Below are 15,972 nucleotides of genomic sequence, written 5' to 3'. Positions count from 1 at the left end.
CCGGGCAGGCCGACGGGCGCCGCGGGCGCCCGCCGGAACACGGTTCATTCCATGGTCGGCATGACGAAGGCCGAGTCCGCACGCACGCCCTTGGGCCAGCGCTGGGTGATCGTCTTCATCTTGGTGTAGAAGCGCACGCCGTCCGGTCCGTGCATGTGCAGCGGGCCGAACAGGGAACGCTTCCAGCCGCCGAAGCTGTGGAATGCCATGGGCACAGGGATCGGCACGTTGACGCCGACCATGCCCACCTGGATGTCCGTGCTGAACTGCCGGGCGGCGTCGCCATCACGGGTGAAGATGGCCGTACCGTTGCCGAACTCGTGTTTGTTGATGAGATCCACGGCGGTGTCGTAGTCGGGCACGCGCACCACACACAGCACCGGACCGAAGATCTCTTCCTTGTAGATGCGCATGTCCGGCTTCACGTGGTCGAACAGCGTGCCGCCCGTGAAGTAGCCGTTATTGCCCGGGAACTCACGTTTGCGGCCGTCGACGACTACGCTGGCGCCTTCCTTCTCGCCCAGATCGACGTAGCCGTTGACTTTGTCCATGTGCTCTTTGGTGACCAGTGGGCCCATCTCCAGGCCGGTCTCTTCGAGGCCGTTGCCCACGCGCAGGTTCTCCACGCGCGGCTTCAGGCGCTCCACCAGCGCGTCGGCCACCTCGTCGCCCACCGCCACGGCCACGGAAATGGCCATGCAGCGCTCGCCGGCGGAGCCGTAAGCCGCGCCCAGCAGCGCTTCCACGGCCTGGTCCATGTCGGCATCCGGCATGATGGCCATGTGGTTCTTGGCGCCACCGAGCGCCTGCACGCGCTTGCCGTGGGCACAGCCGGTGGAGTAGATGTACTCGGCGATGGGCGTGGAGCCCACGAAGCTCACCGCGGACACGTCCGGGTCGGTGAGCAGGGTGTCCACCGATTCCTTGTCGCCGTTGATCACGTTCAGTGCGCCGTCGGGCAGGCCGGCTTCCTTGAGCAGCTGCGCCAGGTACATGGGGACCGACGGGTCCTTCTCCGAGGGCTTGAGCACGAAGGTGTTGCCGCACACCAGCGCCATCGGGAACATCCACATGGGCACCATGGCCGGGAAGTTGAACGGCGTGATGCCGGCGCACACACCCACCGGCTGCATCATGCTGTAGCTGTCGACGCTGCCACCCACGTTGAGTGAGTGTTCGCCCTTGAGCAGGTGCGGAGCGCCACAGGCGAACTCGACGATCTCGAGGCCGCGGGTCAGCTCGCCGCGGGCGTCTTCGATCACCTTGCCGTGCTCGGCGGTGATCATCTGCGCGATGGTCTCGAAATGCTCTTCCACCAGCGCCTTGAAGCGGAACATCACCCGGGCGCGGTTGAGCGGCGTGACTGCCGACCATTTCGGCAGCGCGGCCTTGGCGGACTGAATGGCCTCGCGGGTGGTGGCCGCGTCGGCCAGGGCGACCCGGGCGGTGAGTTCGCCGGTCGCGGGGTTGGTGACATCAAGTGAACGATCGGACGGCTTGTCGACGGGCTTGCCGTCGATGTAATGCCCGATCTGCTGCGTGGATTCGGAAGTGCTTCTTACCTGGGACATGATCTCTCCTCCTGGGCCGATGGAGCTTGTTGACGTCGTGGTACGCTTTGCTCCAGGCCGTGACCGGTCGATGGAACGTCTGTATAGGTAACACGTTGCAGGTGCGAATAGGATTGACGAAATCGACGCCGTGCTGGACGATCTTGTCTGATGATTGACGTGATAGATGTCGAATGACCGGTCCGTCTGACTGGCCCCTTCCGCCGGAGGGCGTGCGCTTTCTCGTCCCCCGGTTTCTGCTGCAGCGCCTGCAGCGTCATGCGCTGACACAGGGGCTGTATCCCCGCGCCATGGGCTATTATCCCGACGCCCTCGGGCATCGCGTGGAGCGGCAGAGTCATGCGGATCACCTGCTGCTTTATTGTGCCGGGGGGCGCGGCATGCTGCGGGTCAACCGGCGGCAGTACCCGGTGGCGCGGGGCGATCTGATGATGTTGCCCCGAAACCTGCTGCACGCTTACGCCTCGTCGAGCCGCGAGCCGTGGACGCTGTACTGGGTGCATTTCGATGGCGCCGACGTGGACGGTTTCTGGGAGCACATGAACTTTCTCCCGGATCGGCCCGTGCGCCATATCGGCTCGGCGCCCAAGGTGATCGAGGACTTCGAGACGCTGCTGGAGGTGCGCAACACCGGTTTCCGGGAGGGGTTCTTCATTCATGCCGCCAACCACCTGCGGCAGATGCTCGGCATGTTCGGGCTGCTGATCTCCACCCATCTGCGGCGCAGCTCCGATGACGGATTCGACCTGGAGAGCATCCATGCGGTGATGCACGAGAAACTCCACAGTCACCTGGATCTGGCGACCCTGGCCGAGGTGGCGGGGATGTCCCGCCACGGGTTCTGCCGGCGCTACAAGGCGCAGACCGGGAATTCTCCGTACCAGCATTTTCTCCACCTCAAGATGGAGCGGGCCTGTTACCTGCTGGATATCACCGACAAGACGGTCGGTGATATCGCCGAAAGCCTCGGGTACGACGACGCCTACTATTTCTCGCGGCTGTTCCGCAAGGTCATGGGGCTGTCGCCGTCCCGCTACCGTGAGTCCAGGCACGGGTGAGGCGGCGCTTCAGCCGCGCCCGTCCCACGCCTGTTTATAGACCTCGACGATCTCGTCTGCCGTGGGCACGCGCGGGTTGTTGCCCGGTGAGCCCGACGCCAGCGCCTGCTCCGCCATGGTCGGCAGCACCTCGAAGTAGCGCGCCTCGTCGATGCCGTAGTCCCTGGGCGAGGGCACGTCCAGGTCCGTGTTGAGCTGGCGCAGCTCCTGCAGCAGCTTCTGACAGGCCGCCTCGTCGCTGTCGTCCGTGGTGGCAACGTCCATGAACCGGGCCGCGTTGGCGTAGCGGTCCGGCGCGGCCTCGATGGAGAACGCCGTGACCGCGGGCAGCAGCATGGCATTGGAGAGGCCATGCGGGACGTGAAAGAAGGCGCCAATGGGCCGGCTCATGCCGTGCACCATGCACACCGAGGCGTTGGAGAAGGCCATGCCACCGTGCAGGGCGGCCAGCATCATGGCCTCTCGCGCCTCGCGGTTGTCCGGCTGGTTGCAGGCGGTGCGCAGGTGCTTCGCGACCGCAGTCATGGTCATCTGCGCCATGCCGTCGGCGAACGGGTTGCGCTTGGCGCTGACGTAGGCCTCCAGAGCGTGGGTGAGCGTGTCCACCCCGGTGTCGGCGGTGAGCCGGCGCGGCATGGTCAGGGTGAGCTCGTAGTCCACCAGTGCGGCGATGGGGCAGAACGCGGCGCCCGGGCAGAGCATCTTCTCGTCGGTCTCTTCGTCGGTGATCACGGTAAACCGCGTCGCCTCGGAGCCCGTTCCGGCGGTGGTGGGAATGGCCACCAGGGGCAGCCCCTGGGTGTCGCTCATCACCGGCGCCTTGTAATCGCGCATGCGGCCCCCGTGCAGGGCCAGATGGGCGATGGCCTTGGCGCTGTCCATGGGGCTGCCGCCGCCCAGGGCCACCACGCCGTCGTGATCCCGCTGCTTGAGGGCGTCAACGCCCTGGTTCACGGACGCCACCGTGGGGTCCGGGACGGTGTCTGCGAACACGGCGTACTGGATTCCCGCTTCGTCCAGCACCCGGGTCACCTTCTCCAGGTAGCCGAACTTCACCATGTCCTGGTCGGTTACGATGAACGGGTGGTTGACGCCGAGCTGCTGCAGCACTGCGGCGAGCTCCTGGCTGGCTCCGGCGCCCACGCGCATCTGGCGTGGCAGGACGATGTTTGCGGCCATGGGGTTCTCCTCCCGTATTCGTATGGTGTACCGGGAAGGTTTAGCACGCAGTCAGTGTCCCGAACAGTCAGGAAGTTGTCTGCAAGCTAGACAAAATTGGCAGGTCTGTTGCGCGCGGGAAGCGAGGCCGCCCGTGGGGGCGGCCACTCGGGGGGTGTCAGGCGTTGCCGGCTTGCTCGAGCACGGCCTCGCTCTGTTCCGTGTCGGTGTCCTTGATGCCGATGAGGTAAAGGATGCCGTCGAGGCCGAGAGTGGAGAGGGATTGCCGCGCACTGCGCTTGACCAGCGGTTTGGCGCGGAAGGCGACACCGAGGCCGGCAAGGCGCAGCATGGGCAGATCGTTGGCGCCGTCGCCCACAGCGATGACCTGATCCAGCGTGAGCCCTTCGCGGTCGGCGATGTCCTGCAGTAGCTTGGCCTTGCGCTCACCGTCGACGATCGGCCCTACTACTTCGCCCGTGGCCTTGCCGTTGCGGATGCCCAACTCGTTGGCGTAGACGTAATCAACGCCCAGTTTCTCCTGCAGTTGTCGGCCGAAGTAACTGAACCCGCCGGAGACGATGGCGGTGGTGTAACCGAACGCCTTCAGCGTGCGGATCAGCCGCTCGGCGCCCTCGGTGAGCGTCAGCTCCCGCCCCACCTCCTCAAGCACCGATTCGTCCAGGCCTTCCAGCAGAGCGACCCGCTGGCGCAGGCTTTCGCGGAAGTCGATTTCGCCCTGCATGGCCGCCTCGGTGACCTTGCTCACCTGGTCACCGACGCCGGCTCTCTTGGCCAGTTCGTCGATCACTTCCTGCTGGATCAGGGTGGAGTCCATGTCGAACACCACCAGGCGGCGGTTGCGGCGGTAGACCGTGTCGGCCTGGAAGCTGATGTCCACGTCCATGTCCTGGGAGATGGACAGGAAATGCTGCTTCATGATGTCCAGGTCCAGCGGCTTGCCGCGCACGGTCAGCTCGATGCAGGCGCGGCCCAGGCCGTCGGCCTTGTACAGCGGCTCGCGGCGGGACAGCCGAACGATGTCCTCGATGTTCAGCCCGTTGTCGCTGATAACCTGGCTCACCTGCGCGATCTGCCCTGCGGTGATGCGCCGCCCGAGAAGCGTGAAGACGTAACGCGGCTCGTTCTCGCCCTGTACCCAGTCCTCGTACGCCTCCCGGGTGATGGGCGTGAAGCGCACGTGCATGCCCTGGCGGTGGATGTGGAACAGCACGTCCTTGAGCACGGGCGACAGGGCGTCCTGATCCGGCACCTCCACCAGAATCCCCAGCGAGAGGGTGTCGTGGATCATGGCCTGGCCGATGTCGAGAATGCCGACGTTGTACTCGGCCAGAATCTCCATCAGCGAGTGTGTGAGCCCGGGCTTGTCCTGGCCCGAGACGTTGATCAGCATGATTTCACTCATTCGCGTCCCCTGTGGTTCATGCAGGCAGCTCGAGTGTCATGGCGGCCGCGCACGCCGGCACGACCCGGGCATGGGCGTGGCCCAGCGCGGCACACCGGACAGCTCGGGAATGGACCGCATTGTAGGCCAAAAGGGCGCTATTGGATAATCGCGGCCCCGGGGCAGGTGTGTCAGCTCAGGCTGGCGTCGGCGATATCCAGCATGTCATCGGCGGCGCCCAGCCCTTCGAGCAGGCTCTCCAGGTACCACTCCAGCGCCGCGAGGGCGTCGGCCAGGGCGTTGAGCCGCTCGCTGTTGCCGGCATCGGATTCATCCAGTGCGGTCACCGCGGCGGCGCATCGGCTGACCAGGCTGGCCGGGCGCCGTTGCCCGAGCATCTCGAGCCCGCCGCGGACTTCCTCCAGCGGCTGCCTGGCGCTGGCGAGTTCGTCGCCTTCCTCGATATCGCCGTTGAAGAACTCCAGGCTCGCGCGGACCTGCGCCAGGTTGTTCAGGGATTCCGACAGCGCCTGCCGACTGGCGTCCTCGAGGCGGTCGCTGTGTTCGTCATCCGCCGCCTCGCCGGGCGTGGCGAGCCGGGCCGCGGCGGACTCGCTGGCGCTCAGGGTCTCGGCGCAGTGGCTCAGCGTATCGCGCAGGCGCCGGGCGTCCACGTCGTCGCCCAGGGACTGGAGGCGCGTGTGTTCCCGCTTGACCGCGGCCGCCGCCTCGGAGAGCCCCAGCAGGGTCAGCGTGTGACCCAGGCGGTGCAGGTGGGCGGCCAGCTCCTCGCGCTCCGTCTGCGTCACGCTACTGAGGCGGCTCAGCGTTTCGATGAACGCCTGGATCTGATCCATCTCTTCGCCCAGAGCGCGGGTGACGGCCTGCATCACGTCCACATCCGGTGCCGCAATGGCATCGCCTTCGCGCCGGATCTCCGTGCGCGGCGTGACGGCGCTGTCCAGGTTGAGGTCTTCGGCGATGGCGCGCAGCAGCGCGTTGTCGGAGCTGTCGCTGTTGAAGCTGTTCTGAGCGGTGTAATAAAGGAGTGCCTGGCGCACCATGGGCGGTGGCGCCTGGCCGGTCTGCGGCGGCGTGATGAGCAGCGTCTCGCGAATGTAGAGGTCCAGCCGCGAGATCATCAGGCGTACTGAGCCGTTGGCGCGCACCCCGTTGCGCTCCGCGTTCTCGGCAAGCAGGGCGGCCAGCGTGAGCCAGCGGCCGGCCGGTGTGTTACCGCAGGCCGCTGCAAGGCGCGAGAGCGCGCGGTGTACCTGCTTGTAGTGGACGGCGGCCTCCGGCGACTGGAACAGCCCCAGCAGCCCGGCCTGTAGCATGTGCCGCAGCCGGCGCGTGGTTTCGATGTCGGGCGTACCGGCCTCGCCCAGAGAGTCGGCGAGTGGGGTCAGTTGCAGCGACGCGCGCCCGAGGTCGGTGAAGTCGTATTCGGGAATCAGCACCGCGCGCCGCAGTCCGCGCAACCCGTTGATGGTCGGCAGCAGCGTGTCGGGCACTTCGCGCCCGGTGGCCCGAGCCCGGCCGATGTGACGGGGGAGGAGGAGCAGTGCGTAGAGCAGGGCGTCGATGGCATTCTGGCTGGAGATCGTGGTGTCCGTCTCCAGCGCCTCCATGAGGGCGATGCATTCGTCAACCAGCAGGCGGGCGCCATCGAGCTGCACCATGATGAGTGCCCCGCGCACTTCCTCCAGTGGCGGTTGGCAACGACCCCAGGGAGGCGTCTGCTCGTGGCCCCGTTCATGGGCGTCGACCAGTGCGATCACTGAATCGATTGTCTCCAGGGTAGCGTCCAGAGCGGAGTGCATGGGCCTGGCGAAGGATGCTGCTGCCATAATGACCGTCCGTTTCTTGGTTTTCTGGGCCGTCGCTCCATGGCGTCACTGCCCGCGCGGTGGCAGTATAACCGGGCCGAATGCTTCGTCGCGAGCATCGGGAAAGGAGGATTGTATGGACAAGCTCAACAAGCCCGATTCGGAGTGGCGCGCGCAGCTCACCCCGGAGCAGTATCGCGTGACCCGGGAGAAAGGGACCGAGCCGCCATTTTCCGGCGAGTACAACGCCATCAGCGGCGCCGGCGTATTCAAATGCTTGTGCTGCGGGCAGGCGCTGTTCGACAGCAGTACCAAGTATGATTCCGGCTCCGGCTGGCCGAGCTTCTGGGCGCCCGTGGACGGGGAGAACCTGGAGATCGAGGCGGATCACAGCCTCGGCATGCGGCGCGAGGAAGTGATGTGCAGCCGGTGCGGCGCCCACATGGGGCACGTGTTTCCGGACGGGCCGGAACCCACCGGGCTGCGCTACTGCATCAATTCAGTGGCACTGGATTTCGAGCCGGAGGAAGGGGCCGGGGCGTAACAAGGGGGCGCGTCGCGATGGTGGACCTGAAGGTCCACCCTACGCCGAACCCAGCACCCCCGTGGCACTCGCAGGGGGGCCATAATCGTAGGGTGGACGTTCACGTCCACCGGAGCCCCCATCCACCCACCAGGGCTTTGCCATCCGTAGGGTGGATCTTCAGATCCACCATCACGACTTTTGGCTAACAGTAAGAGGCCGGGGACTTTGCCAGTTGACCCCGCTGGCTATATAGTGATCGGTTCCCGATTATTTCTGGTGCCGAGCACGTCGCGACGGAATATAGAGCCATGATGAGTAGACAGAAAGGCAAGCATCACCCCCTGGCCGGAACCACCATGAGCGGGGCCGAAATGATCGTACAGGTCCTTGCCGACGAGGGCGTGGACACGATCTTCGGCTACAGCGGTGGCGCTATTTTGCCCACCTACGATGCGGTCTTTCGCTACAACGAGAACCACCGCCGCGACGAGTCCGACGACCCCATGAAACTGGTCGTGCCCGCCAACGAGCAGGGTGCCGGATTCATGGCCGCGGGTTATGCCCGCGCCAGCGGCAAGGTGGGCTGTTTCCTGGTCACCTCCGGCCCGGGCGCCACCAACACGGTCACGCCCATCCGTGACTGCATGGCCGACTCCACCCCGGTGGTGTGCATCACCGGCCAGGTGCCCACCGGCGCCATGGGGACGGACGCCTTCCAGGAGGCGCCCATCGTCAACATCATGGGCAACTGCGCCAAGCACGTCTTTCTGGTCACTCGCCCCGAAGAGCTGGAAGCGACCATCCGCACCGCCTTCGAGATCGCCCGCTCCGGCCGGCCCGGTCCGGTGGTGGTGGACGTGCCCAAGAACATGCAGAACTGGGTCGGCGAGTACGTGGGCTCCGGCCTGCTGGAGATGCGCGGCTACCGCCAGCGCATGGACTCCCTGCGTTCCGCCAAGCTCTCCGAGCGCAAATGCCGCCAGTTCTTCGACATGCTGGAGAAGTCCAGCCGGCCGCTGCTGTACGTGGGTGGCGGCGTGATCAACGGCAATGCCGCAGAAGAGCTGCGGGAGTTTGCGCGCACGTTCAACATCCCGGTGGTGAGCACACTCATGGGCCTGGGCGCCATGGACACCACTGACGATCTCTCCCTGCACATGCTCGGCATGCACGGCACGGCCTACGCCAACTACGCCGTGGAAGACTGCGATTTCCTCATCGCCGTAGGCGCCCGCTTCGACGACCGCGTGGCCGGCAAGGTGGACGAGTTCGCCCCTATGGCCGAACACATCGCCCATATCGACATCGATGCCGCCGAAATCGGCAAGGTGAAAGTGGTCGACTGGGCCCACGTGGGCGAAGCGGGCCGCAGCCTGAAGCAGCTTCTGACTCACGGGCGCGAGTCCGGCTTCGAACGGGACTTCGGGCCGTGGTTCAAGCACATTCAGAAGCTCAAGCGCAACCACCCCATGAACTATGATCGCGACAGCGACCTGATCCAGCCGCACTACGTAGTGGAGCTGCTCAACAAGGCCACGGGTGGCAACGCCATCATCTCCACAGGCGTCGGGCAGCACCAGATGTGGGCGGCCCAGTACTGTGACTTCCGGGAGCCCCGGTTGTGGCTCACCTCCGGCAGCATGGGCACCATGGGCTATGGCCTGCCCGCCGCCATCGGCGCCCAGTTCGCCTGCCCGGACAAGATCGTGGTGGACATCGACGGTGATGGCAGCATCCGCATGAACCTGGGCGAGATGGAGACTGTCACCAACTACAACCTGCCGGTGAAAGTGCTGCTACTGAACAACCTCGGCGACGGCATGGTGCGTCAGTGGCAGCGGCTGTACTTCAACGAGAACTTCTCCGGCAGCGACAAGACCCTGCATCGCAAGGACTTCATCAAGGCTGCCGAGTCGGATGGCTACGAGTTCGCCCGCCGCGTCATGAACAAGGGCGATCTGGAAGAGGCGCTGAAGGCGTTCGTGGACTACGACGGCCCCGCGTTCCTGGAAGTGATGATCGACAACAACGCCAGCGTCTACCCGATGGTCGGGCCCGGAATGGGCTACAGCCAGATGGTGACCGGCGAGTGGATTGCCGGCCGGGAGCTCAGTGGCCCGGAGCGCGAGGCAATCGATCCGGAGACGTCGCCGGAACTCTTCTGACGGCGCGCGCTTATTGCACGTACTCGTCGTCGGCGACGATGTTGTCTCCCCCGCGGGCGTCCCTGGTGGCGCCCGCGTTCGTTTCCTTTTCCTGGTCGGCGCGCTCCTGCTGCCGCGCAATCCAGTGATCGATCCGGTCGCAGATGTGTGACCAGAACCGGTCCGGCTCGCGCTCGTAATCCAGCCCCTCCAGTTCCGCCTGCAGGTAGTTCACCCGTAGTTGCAGCACATGCTCCGGCATGCCGCGGTCGTTTTCTTCCAGCTGTGCCCGGGTGCGGGTCAGCTCGTTCTCGAAGAAGCGGCGAATGGCCTCATCAGCGCGTTCCGACGGGCCGGCCGGCGTGACCTCCACCGGTGCCGTTCGCCGGCGGCGCCAGAGCATCCAGGCGAGGGCGGCGATGCCCGCAACGAGAAAGATGATCAGCTGCGCAATCAGCAGAATCCACCAAGTGGAGGGTGTCAGCATGGTCTGTCCTCTGGGCCTTGTGCGCCGTGCAGTTCAGCACGGCGACGGGAGCTCTCCTGAACACACAGTCAGCGTATCGCAGATTGGGCGCGGTGGGTTGAATTCCGCCGCCGGAATTCCCAATTCAGGGATGTTCACCAACAACCAGCGCGGCCGCGGGCTGTCGCCGCCGCCAGAAACACGATGATTCGGGAGCCGTAAAACCATGAGTGTTGCTGCGCAAAAGGAAACGCTTGAATTCCAGACGGAAGTCCGGCAACTGCTGCACCTGATGGTGCATTCGCTCTACAGCAGCCGCGAGATTTTCCTGCGGGAGCTGATCTCCAACGCCTCGGATGCCTGCGACCGGCTGCGCTTCGATGCGCTGAAGGACGAGTCGCTGTACGAAGGCGACGGCGAACTCGGCATTCGCGTCGAGTTCGACAAGGAGGCCCGCACCGTCACCGTCTCCGACAACGGCATCGGCATGAATCGCGATGACGTGATCGAGAACCTCGGCACCATCGCCCGCTCCGGAACCCAGCACTTCATCAACCAGCTCACCGGCGACCAGGCGAAGGACGCCAAGCTGATCGGGCAGTTCGGCGTCGGGTTCTATTCGTCGTTCATCGTTGCTCAGCGGGTGGAGGTGTTCTCCCGGCGCGCCGGCGCACCGGCCAGTGAAGGCGTGCACTGGGAGTCGGACGGCGAGGGTGCCTATACCCTGGAGACCGTCGAGCTGCCGCGGCGCGGTACGCAGGTTGTGCTGCACCTGCGCGACGACATGGATGAATTCCTGGATGGATTTCGCCTGCGCCAGGTCATCCGCACCTATTCCGATCATATCTCACTGCCCATCGTCATGCCGAAGGAGGCCACCGGCGAAGAGGACGAGGCGCCGGGCGACGAGACCGTTAACAAGGCATCCGCCCTGTGGATGCGCTCCAAGACCGAAATCAGCGACGACGAGTACGAAGCGTTCTACAAGCAGGTGGCCCACGACTTCGAGGGCCCGCTCACCTGGATGCACAACAAGGTCGAGGGCAACCTCAGTTACGTGTCGCTGCTGTTCATCCCGAAGCGCGCACCGTTCGACCTGTTCAACCGTGAGCAGCCCAACGGCGTCCACCTCTACGTGCGCCGGGTGTTCATCATGGATGACGCGGAGCACCTGATGCCGCGCTACCTGCGCTTCGTGCGCGGCATCATCGACTCCGACGACCTGCCGTTGAACGTGTCCCGGGAGCTGTTGCAGCACAACCGGCAGATCGAGAAGATCAAGTCCGCGTCGGTGAAGCGCGTGCTGGACCGGCTGGAATCCATGGCGGACAAGGAACCGGAGAACTACGCGTCCTTCTGGAGTACCTTCGGCCGCGTGCTGAAAGAGGGACCGGCGGAGGACTTCGGCAATCGCGAGCGCATCGCGAAACTGCTGCGTTTCTCCTCCACGCACACCGACAGCGAGACGGAAAACGTCTCTCTGGACGACTACATCGCGCGGATGAAGGACAGCCAGGCGTCCATCTACTTCGTCACCGCGGACAGCTTCAGTGCTGCGAAGAACAGCCCGCATCTCGAGATCTTCCGCAAGAAGGGCATCGAGGTGCTGCTGCTGGGCGACCCGGTGGACGAGTGGTGCGTGACCCACCTGGGCGAGTACGACGGCAAGCAGCTGGTGCACGTGGCCAAGGGCGACCTGGATCTGGGTGATCTGGATGATGCCGAGGACAAGGAAGAGCGTGAGAAGACCGAAACCGAGTACAAGCCGCTGGTGGAGCGCCTTGAGGGCGTGCTCGGCGACCGGGTCAAGAATGTCCGAGTCAGTCATCGCCTCACCGACTCCCCCAGCTGTCTGGTGGTGGAAGAGCACGAGTTCGCCGTCAGCATGCAGCGCATGCTCAAGGCCGCCGGGCATACCGTGCCGGCCGGGAAACCGGTGATGGAGATCAACCCCGGGCATGCACTGATCCAGCGGCTGCAGGGGGTGAGTGACGACGCGACGTTCGATGAATGGGCGCACGTCCTGTTCGATCAGGCTATGCTCACGGAAGGCGGACAGCTGGATGATCCGGCCGCATTCGTGCGGCGGATGAACAGGCTGCTTGCCGAGTCGTGATTCAGCGACGCTTGATGCTGCGCCTGCAGCACGCTATAACAGGCCCGCACAGCCCCCTCCAGCGTTGAGGGGGCTGTGTATTGTCGGCGTGATCAAAGCGAGCCCGGATGACGGAACAGACCGAAACCACCGTACAGGCCCTGGAACTCAAAGGGCGCATGATGACCCTGACCGTCCTGCGGCTGCTGACACCGGACGTCAAACATCTCGGGCGGGAACTCGAACAGCGCATGCAGCAGGCTCCGGACTTCTTCCGGCAACTGCCGCTGATTCTGGACGTGGAGGCGGTGGCGGATACCGACCTCCATCTTGACCTGCCCGGCTTCGTGGGGCTGCTGCGCGCCCGTGAGTTCCTGCCCGTGGGCATCCGCGGCGGCGACGACCGCTGGCGGGCGGCCGCCGAGCAGGCCGGGATCGGCGTGTTCACCGGCGGCAGCGAGGCACCGGCGGCGCGCCGCGCCGAGCCGGAGCCCGCCGCCACCTCCGAGCCGAATGCCTCCCCCAGCACCACGGTGCGCCAGCAGGTGCGCTCGGGGCAGCAGGTCTATGCACGCGGGGGCGATCTCATCATACTGTCGTCGGTCAGCCCGGGGGCCGAAGTGCTGGCGGACGGCAACATCCACATCTATGGCGGGCTTTACGGGCGTGCGCTGGCCGGCGTGCGCGGCGACACCGAGGCCCGGATTTTCTGTATGGGATTCAATGCCGAATTGGTGACCGTGGCCGGGACGTACCTGGTCAACGAGCAGTTCGACAAGGCGTATCTGGGGCAGGCGGTGCAGGTGCTGCGCGACGGTGAAGAGCTGCGCATTCAGCCGCTGCCCGGAGTCAATGGCGGCCGCTAGCGCGGCCCGTAACCGGCGTGTTGAGCGCCGGACGACGCAGTCGAGGAGGTGAAGAGTGGCAAAGATCGTCGTGGTGACCTCCGGCAAGGGGGGCGTCGGCAAGACTACGACCAGCGCCGCGCTGGCGACGGGGCTGGCACGTGCCGGTCACCGCACGGCGGTGGTGGATTTCGACGTGGGGCTGCGCAACCTGGACCTGATCATGGGGTGCGAGCGCCGCGTGGTGTATGACTTCGTGAACGTGATCAACGGTGACGCCAATCTCAACCAGGCCCTGATCCGGGACAAGCGGGTGGAAGGGCTCTACGTCCTGGCCGCGTCGCAGACCCGGGACAAGGACGCCCTGACCCAGGAGGGTGTCGAGCGGGTGCTGGATGAACTCAGCAACGATTTCGACTACGTGGTCTGCGACTCACCGGCGGGTATCGAGCGGGGCGCACTCATGGCCATGTACTTCGCCGACGACGCTATCGTCGTCACCAACCCGGAAGTCTCCTCGGTGCGGGACTCCGACCGGGTGCTCGGCATTCTCGCTAGCAAGACCCGGCGGGCGGAGCAGGGGAAAGATCCGGTTCGCGAGCACCTGCTGCTCAGCCGATATGCGCCGGATCGGGTCAACAAGGGCGAGATGCTCAGCCTCGAAGACGTGGGCGAGATCCTCTCCATCGATCTGCTCGGCGTGATTCCGGAGTCCCAGGCGGTGCTCAATGCGTCCAACGCCGGCGTGCCGGTCATCCTGGAGGATGACTCCGACGCAGGGCAGGCGTACGCAGATGCCGTCGACCGGTTCCTGGGCCAGGAACGGCCGCTGCGCTTCGTGGATATGCCCAGGAAGGGCTTCTTCGGGCGACTGTTCGGGAGCTGATCATGAATCTGTTGGGATACTTCCGTTCGCAGCGGAAGAAAAGTGCCAGTGTTGCCAAAGAGCGGCTGCAGATTCTGGTTGCGCGGGAACGCGCCCAGCGTGACGGCCCGGACTATCTGCCCGCCCTTCAGGACGAGTTGCTGGAGGTGATCCGGAAGTACGTCGCCGTGGATCAGGATGCCGTGCACATGCAGGTGGACCGGGAAGGCGACTGCGAGATTCTGGAGTTGAACATCACGCTGCCCGAAGACGACGCCCCCCGCTGACAGCTCCCGGAGGAGCTGCCAACGGGACGCGTGATCAGATGCTGTCCTGGTTGCGCACATCCACCTGCAGCGACAGGCGGTCGCCGGGCTGCAGGTAGGAGCCCGGGTCGATGTTGTTCCAGCTGCGCAGGTCCTGCACCGACACGCTGAACTCGCGTGCAATGGTGTAGAGGCTGTCGCCACTGCGTACGCGGTAGGTCAGCGAGCGCATGACCGGCTCGTTCGAGGGCGGGCCGCCTGCCTGCTGCACGCTGCCGGCGTCATCCACCCACAGCACCAGCTCCTGGCCGGGCTGCAGCGCATCGCCCGGGGCCATGCTGTTCCAGCTGGCCACCTTGTCGACCTGCACGCCGTACTTGCGCGAGATGTCCCAGAACGTGTCGCCGGAGCGCACCGTGTGCGTGACGCGGTCGCCCTGGCGGTTGCGATTCTGATGCCGTGCCAGGCGGTTTGCCGCGCTGTGGGAGTACTCGTCGGCGCTGGCGCTGGCGGTGGGGATCATCAGGTGGCGGCCGGCACGGATGATGTGTCCGTTGATGCTGTTCGCTTCCTGGATCACGTTGACCGTGGTGTTGTACCGCCGGGCGATGGCCTCCAGGCTCTCGCCGGACTGGATCTCGTGGCGGTGCCAGCGCATGCGGTCCTCGGGTGCCAGATCCGCCAGCTTCGCCTGCAGGGGTTCTGCCTTGTTGACCGGCACGGCAAGCCGGTGCGGGCCGTCCGGATCGGTGGCCCAGCGGTCGAACCCGGGGTTCAGCCGGTAGACGTCCTCGACGGTCATGTCCGCCAGGTCGGCCACCAGCGCGAGGTCGATCTGGCCGTCCAGCTCCACGATCTCCAGGTAAGGCTCGTCAGGGATGCTGGCGAGCTCCAGGTCGTAGGCGTTGGGGTCCTTGATCAGCGCACTGATCGCCAGCAGCCGCGGCACGTAATTGCGCGTCTCCTGGGGCAGTGAGATGTTCCAGTAGTCCGAGGGCTGCCCGTTCGCCTCGGCACGGCGGACCGACCGCTGCACGCGGCCTTCGCCGGCGTTGTAGGCTGCAAGGGCCAGTTCCCAGTCGCCATCGAACATGTTGCCCAGGCGCTCCAGGTAGTCCAGCGCCGCCTCGGTGGAGGCGAGCACGTCGCGGCGGCCGTCGTACCACCAGGAGCGGCGCAGGCCGAAATGCTGTGCGGTGCCGGGGATGAACTGCCAGATGCCCGCAGCGCGGCCGTGGGAGTAGGCGAAGGGCTGATAGGCGCTTTCCACCACCGGCAGCAGCGCCAGCTCGGCGGGCATGTCCCGCTCCTCGATGGCGCTCACGATGTAGTGGAGGTAGGGCTCGGCCCGCTCGATTACGCGATCGACATACGCCTGGTTGCGGCTGAAACGGTCGATCTTGGCCACGACGCGCGGGTTGTCCATGTCGGAGTCGATGGCGTAGCCGTCGCGCATCCGCGCCCAGAGGTCGTCGGGGTAGACCGTCCCTGACTCCGCCAGCTCGGTGACCGCCGGTTTCTCCGCGAAGACGAATTCCGGAGAAAGCACCTGGTCGGTCTGCCGCATGGTCTGCGGTAGCGGCTGGCCGGCGGGCACTGTCAGCGCGCTGAGATGAGCGCGATCGCCCGATTGATCCTGTTTCTCCTGCTCGGACGATGACATGTGTGCACAGGCCGACAGGGCCAGGCTCGTCATGACCAGCAATGGTGTTCTTATGGAGATCACCCGTCCATCTCCCGATGG

Annotated in this window: 13 protein-coding genes; 7 read left to right on the top strand and 6 right to left on the bottom strand. The window is 65.4% G+C overall.

The features are described 5' to 3' along the window. Positions 1-44: 44 nt before the first annotated feature. A complete protein-coding gene (locus ACNSTU_RS07400) occupies positions 45-1,571 on the bottom strand; it encodes a CoA-acylating methylmalonate-semialdehyde dehydrogenase (protein ID WP_290636775.1) in 1,527 nt (508 codons plus the stop codon). Between the two features lie 173 nt (positions 1,572-1,744). Between ACNSTU_RS07400 and ACNSTU_RS07395 the strand changes: the two genes are divergently transcribed. Then, positions 1,745-2,629, top strand: coding sequence for an AraC family transcriptional regulator (locus tag ACNSTU_RS07395; RefSeq protein WP_290630788.1), 885 nt, complete (start codon positions 1,745-1,747; stop codon positions 2,627-2,629). A gap of 9 nt (positions 2,630-2,638) precedes the next feature. Here ACNSTU_RS07395 and ACNSTU_RS07390 read toward each other — a convergent pair whose 3' ends face one another. From ACNSTU_RS07390 to ACNSTU_RS07380, 3 genes are all read right to left on the bottom strand, one after another. Further along, the gene (locus tag ACNSTU_RS07390; RefSeq protein WP_290630790.1) at positions 2,639-3,808 is read right to left on the bottom strand and encodes an iron-containing alcohol dehydrogenase; all 1,170 of its coding nucleotides are present in this window, start codon (positions 3,806-3,808) and stop codon (positions 2,639-2,641) included. 157 nt (positions 3,809-3,965) lie between these two features. Next, a complete protein-coding gene (serB, locus tag ACNSTU_RS07385) occupies positions 3,966-5,213 on the bottom strand; it encodes a phosphoserine phosphatase SerB (RefSeq protein WP_290630792.1) in 1,248 nt (415 codons plus the stop codon). A 170-nt stretch (positions 5,214-5,383) separates the two neighbouring features. After that, entirely contained in the window at positions 5,384-7,042 is a 1,659-nt protein-coding gene (locus ACNSTU_RS07380) for a hypothetical protein (protein ID WP_290630794.1), read from the bottom strand. 115 nt (positions 7,043-7,157) lie between these two features. Between ACNSTU_RS07380 and msrB the strand changes: the two genes are divergently transcribed. Beyond that, complete coding sequence (gene msrB, locus ACNSTU_RS07375; protein ID WP_290630796.1) at positions 7,158-7,565, top strand: peptide-methionine (R)-S-oxide reductase MsrB; 408 nt, start codon at positions 7,158-7,160, stop codon at positions 7,563-7,565. Between the two features lie 290 nt (positions 7,566-7,855). After that, the gene (gene ilvB, locus ACNSTU_RS07370) at positions 7,856-9,712 is read left to right on the top strand and encodes a biosynthetic-type acetolactate synthase large subunit (RefSeq protein ID WP_418212221.1); all 1,857 of its coding nucleotides are present in this window, start codon (positions 7,856-7,858) and stop codon (positions 9,710-9,712) included. 10 nt (positions 9,713-9,722) lie between these two features. Here the strand turns inward: ilvB and ACNSTU_RS07365 are convergent, their stop codons facing one another. Continuing rightward, on the bottom strand, positions 9,723-10,178 hold the full coding sequence (locus ACNSTU_RS07365) for a hypothetical protein (protein ID WP_290630800.1): 456 nt from the start codon (positions 10,176-10,178) through the stop codon (positions 9,723-9,725). A gap of 205 nt (positions 10,179-10,383) precedes the next feature. Between ACNSTU_RS07365 and htpG the strand changes: the two genes are divergently transcribed. The 4 genes from htpG (at position 10,384) to minE (ending at position 14,249) form a co-directional block, all read left to right on the top strand. Then, entirely contained in the window at positions 10,384-12,273 is a 1,890-nt protein-coding gene (gene htpG, locus ACNSTU_RS07360) for a molecular chaperone HtpG (protein ID WP_290630802.1), read from the top strand. A gap of 107 nt (positions 12,274-12,380) precedes the next feature. Then, positions 12,381-13,118 carry a septum site-determining protein MinC gene (minC, locus tag ACNSTU_RS07355; RefSeq protein WP_290630804.1) on the top strand — a complete coding sequence of 246 codons (738 nt, stop codon included), beginning with the start codon at positions 12,381-12,383 and terminating at the stop codon, positions 13,116-13,118. A gap of 55 nt (positions 13,119-13,173) precedes the next feature. Next, entirely contained in the window at positions 13,174-13,983 is an 810-nt protein-coding gene (gene minD / locus ACNSTU_RS07350) for a septum site-determining protein MinD (protein WP_290630806.1), read from the top strand. A 2-nt stretch (positions 13,984-13,985) separates the two neighbouring features. After that, positions 13,986-14,249: a cell division topological specificity factor MinE gene (gene minE, locus ACNSTU_RS07345; protein WP_290630808.1), complete on the top strand. Its 264-nt coding sequence runs from the start codon at positions 13,986-13,988 to the stop codon at positions 14,247-14,249. A 34-nt stretch (positions 14,250-14,283) separates the two neighbouring features. On the opposite strand, the gene ACNSTU_RS07340 is transcribed toward minE, so the two are convergent. Beyond that, positions 14,284-15,954, bottom strand: a complete 1,671-nt coding sequence (locus tag ACNSTU_RS07340) for a LysM peptidoglycan-binding domain-containing protein (RefSeq protein WP_290630810.1) — start codon at positions 15,952-15,954, stop codon at positions 14,284-14,286. Positions 15,955-15,972: the final 18 nt, after the last annotated feature.

The organism is Aquisalimonas sp. APHAB1-3 (assembly GCF_048323695.1).
Classification (GTDB): Bacteria; Pseudomonadota; Gammaproteobacteria; order Nitrococcales; family Aquisalimonadaceae; genus Aquisalimonas.
This window is presented reverse-complemented; position numbering and strand designations above follow the sequence as displayed.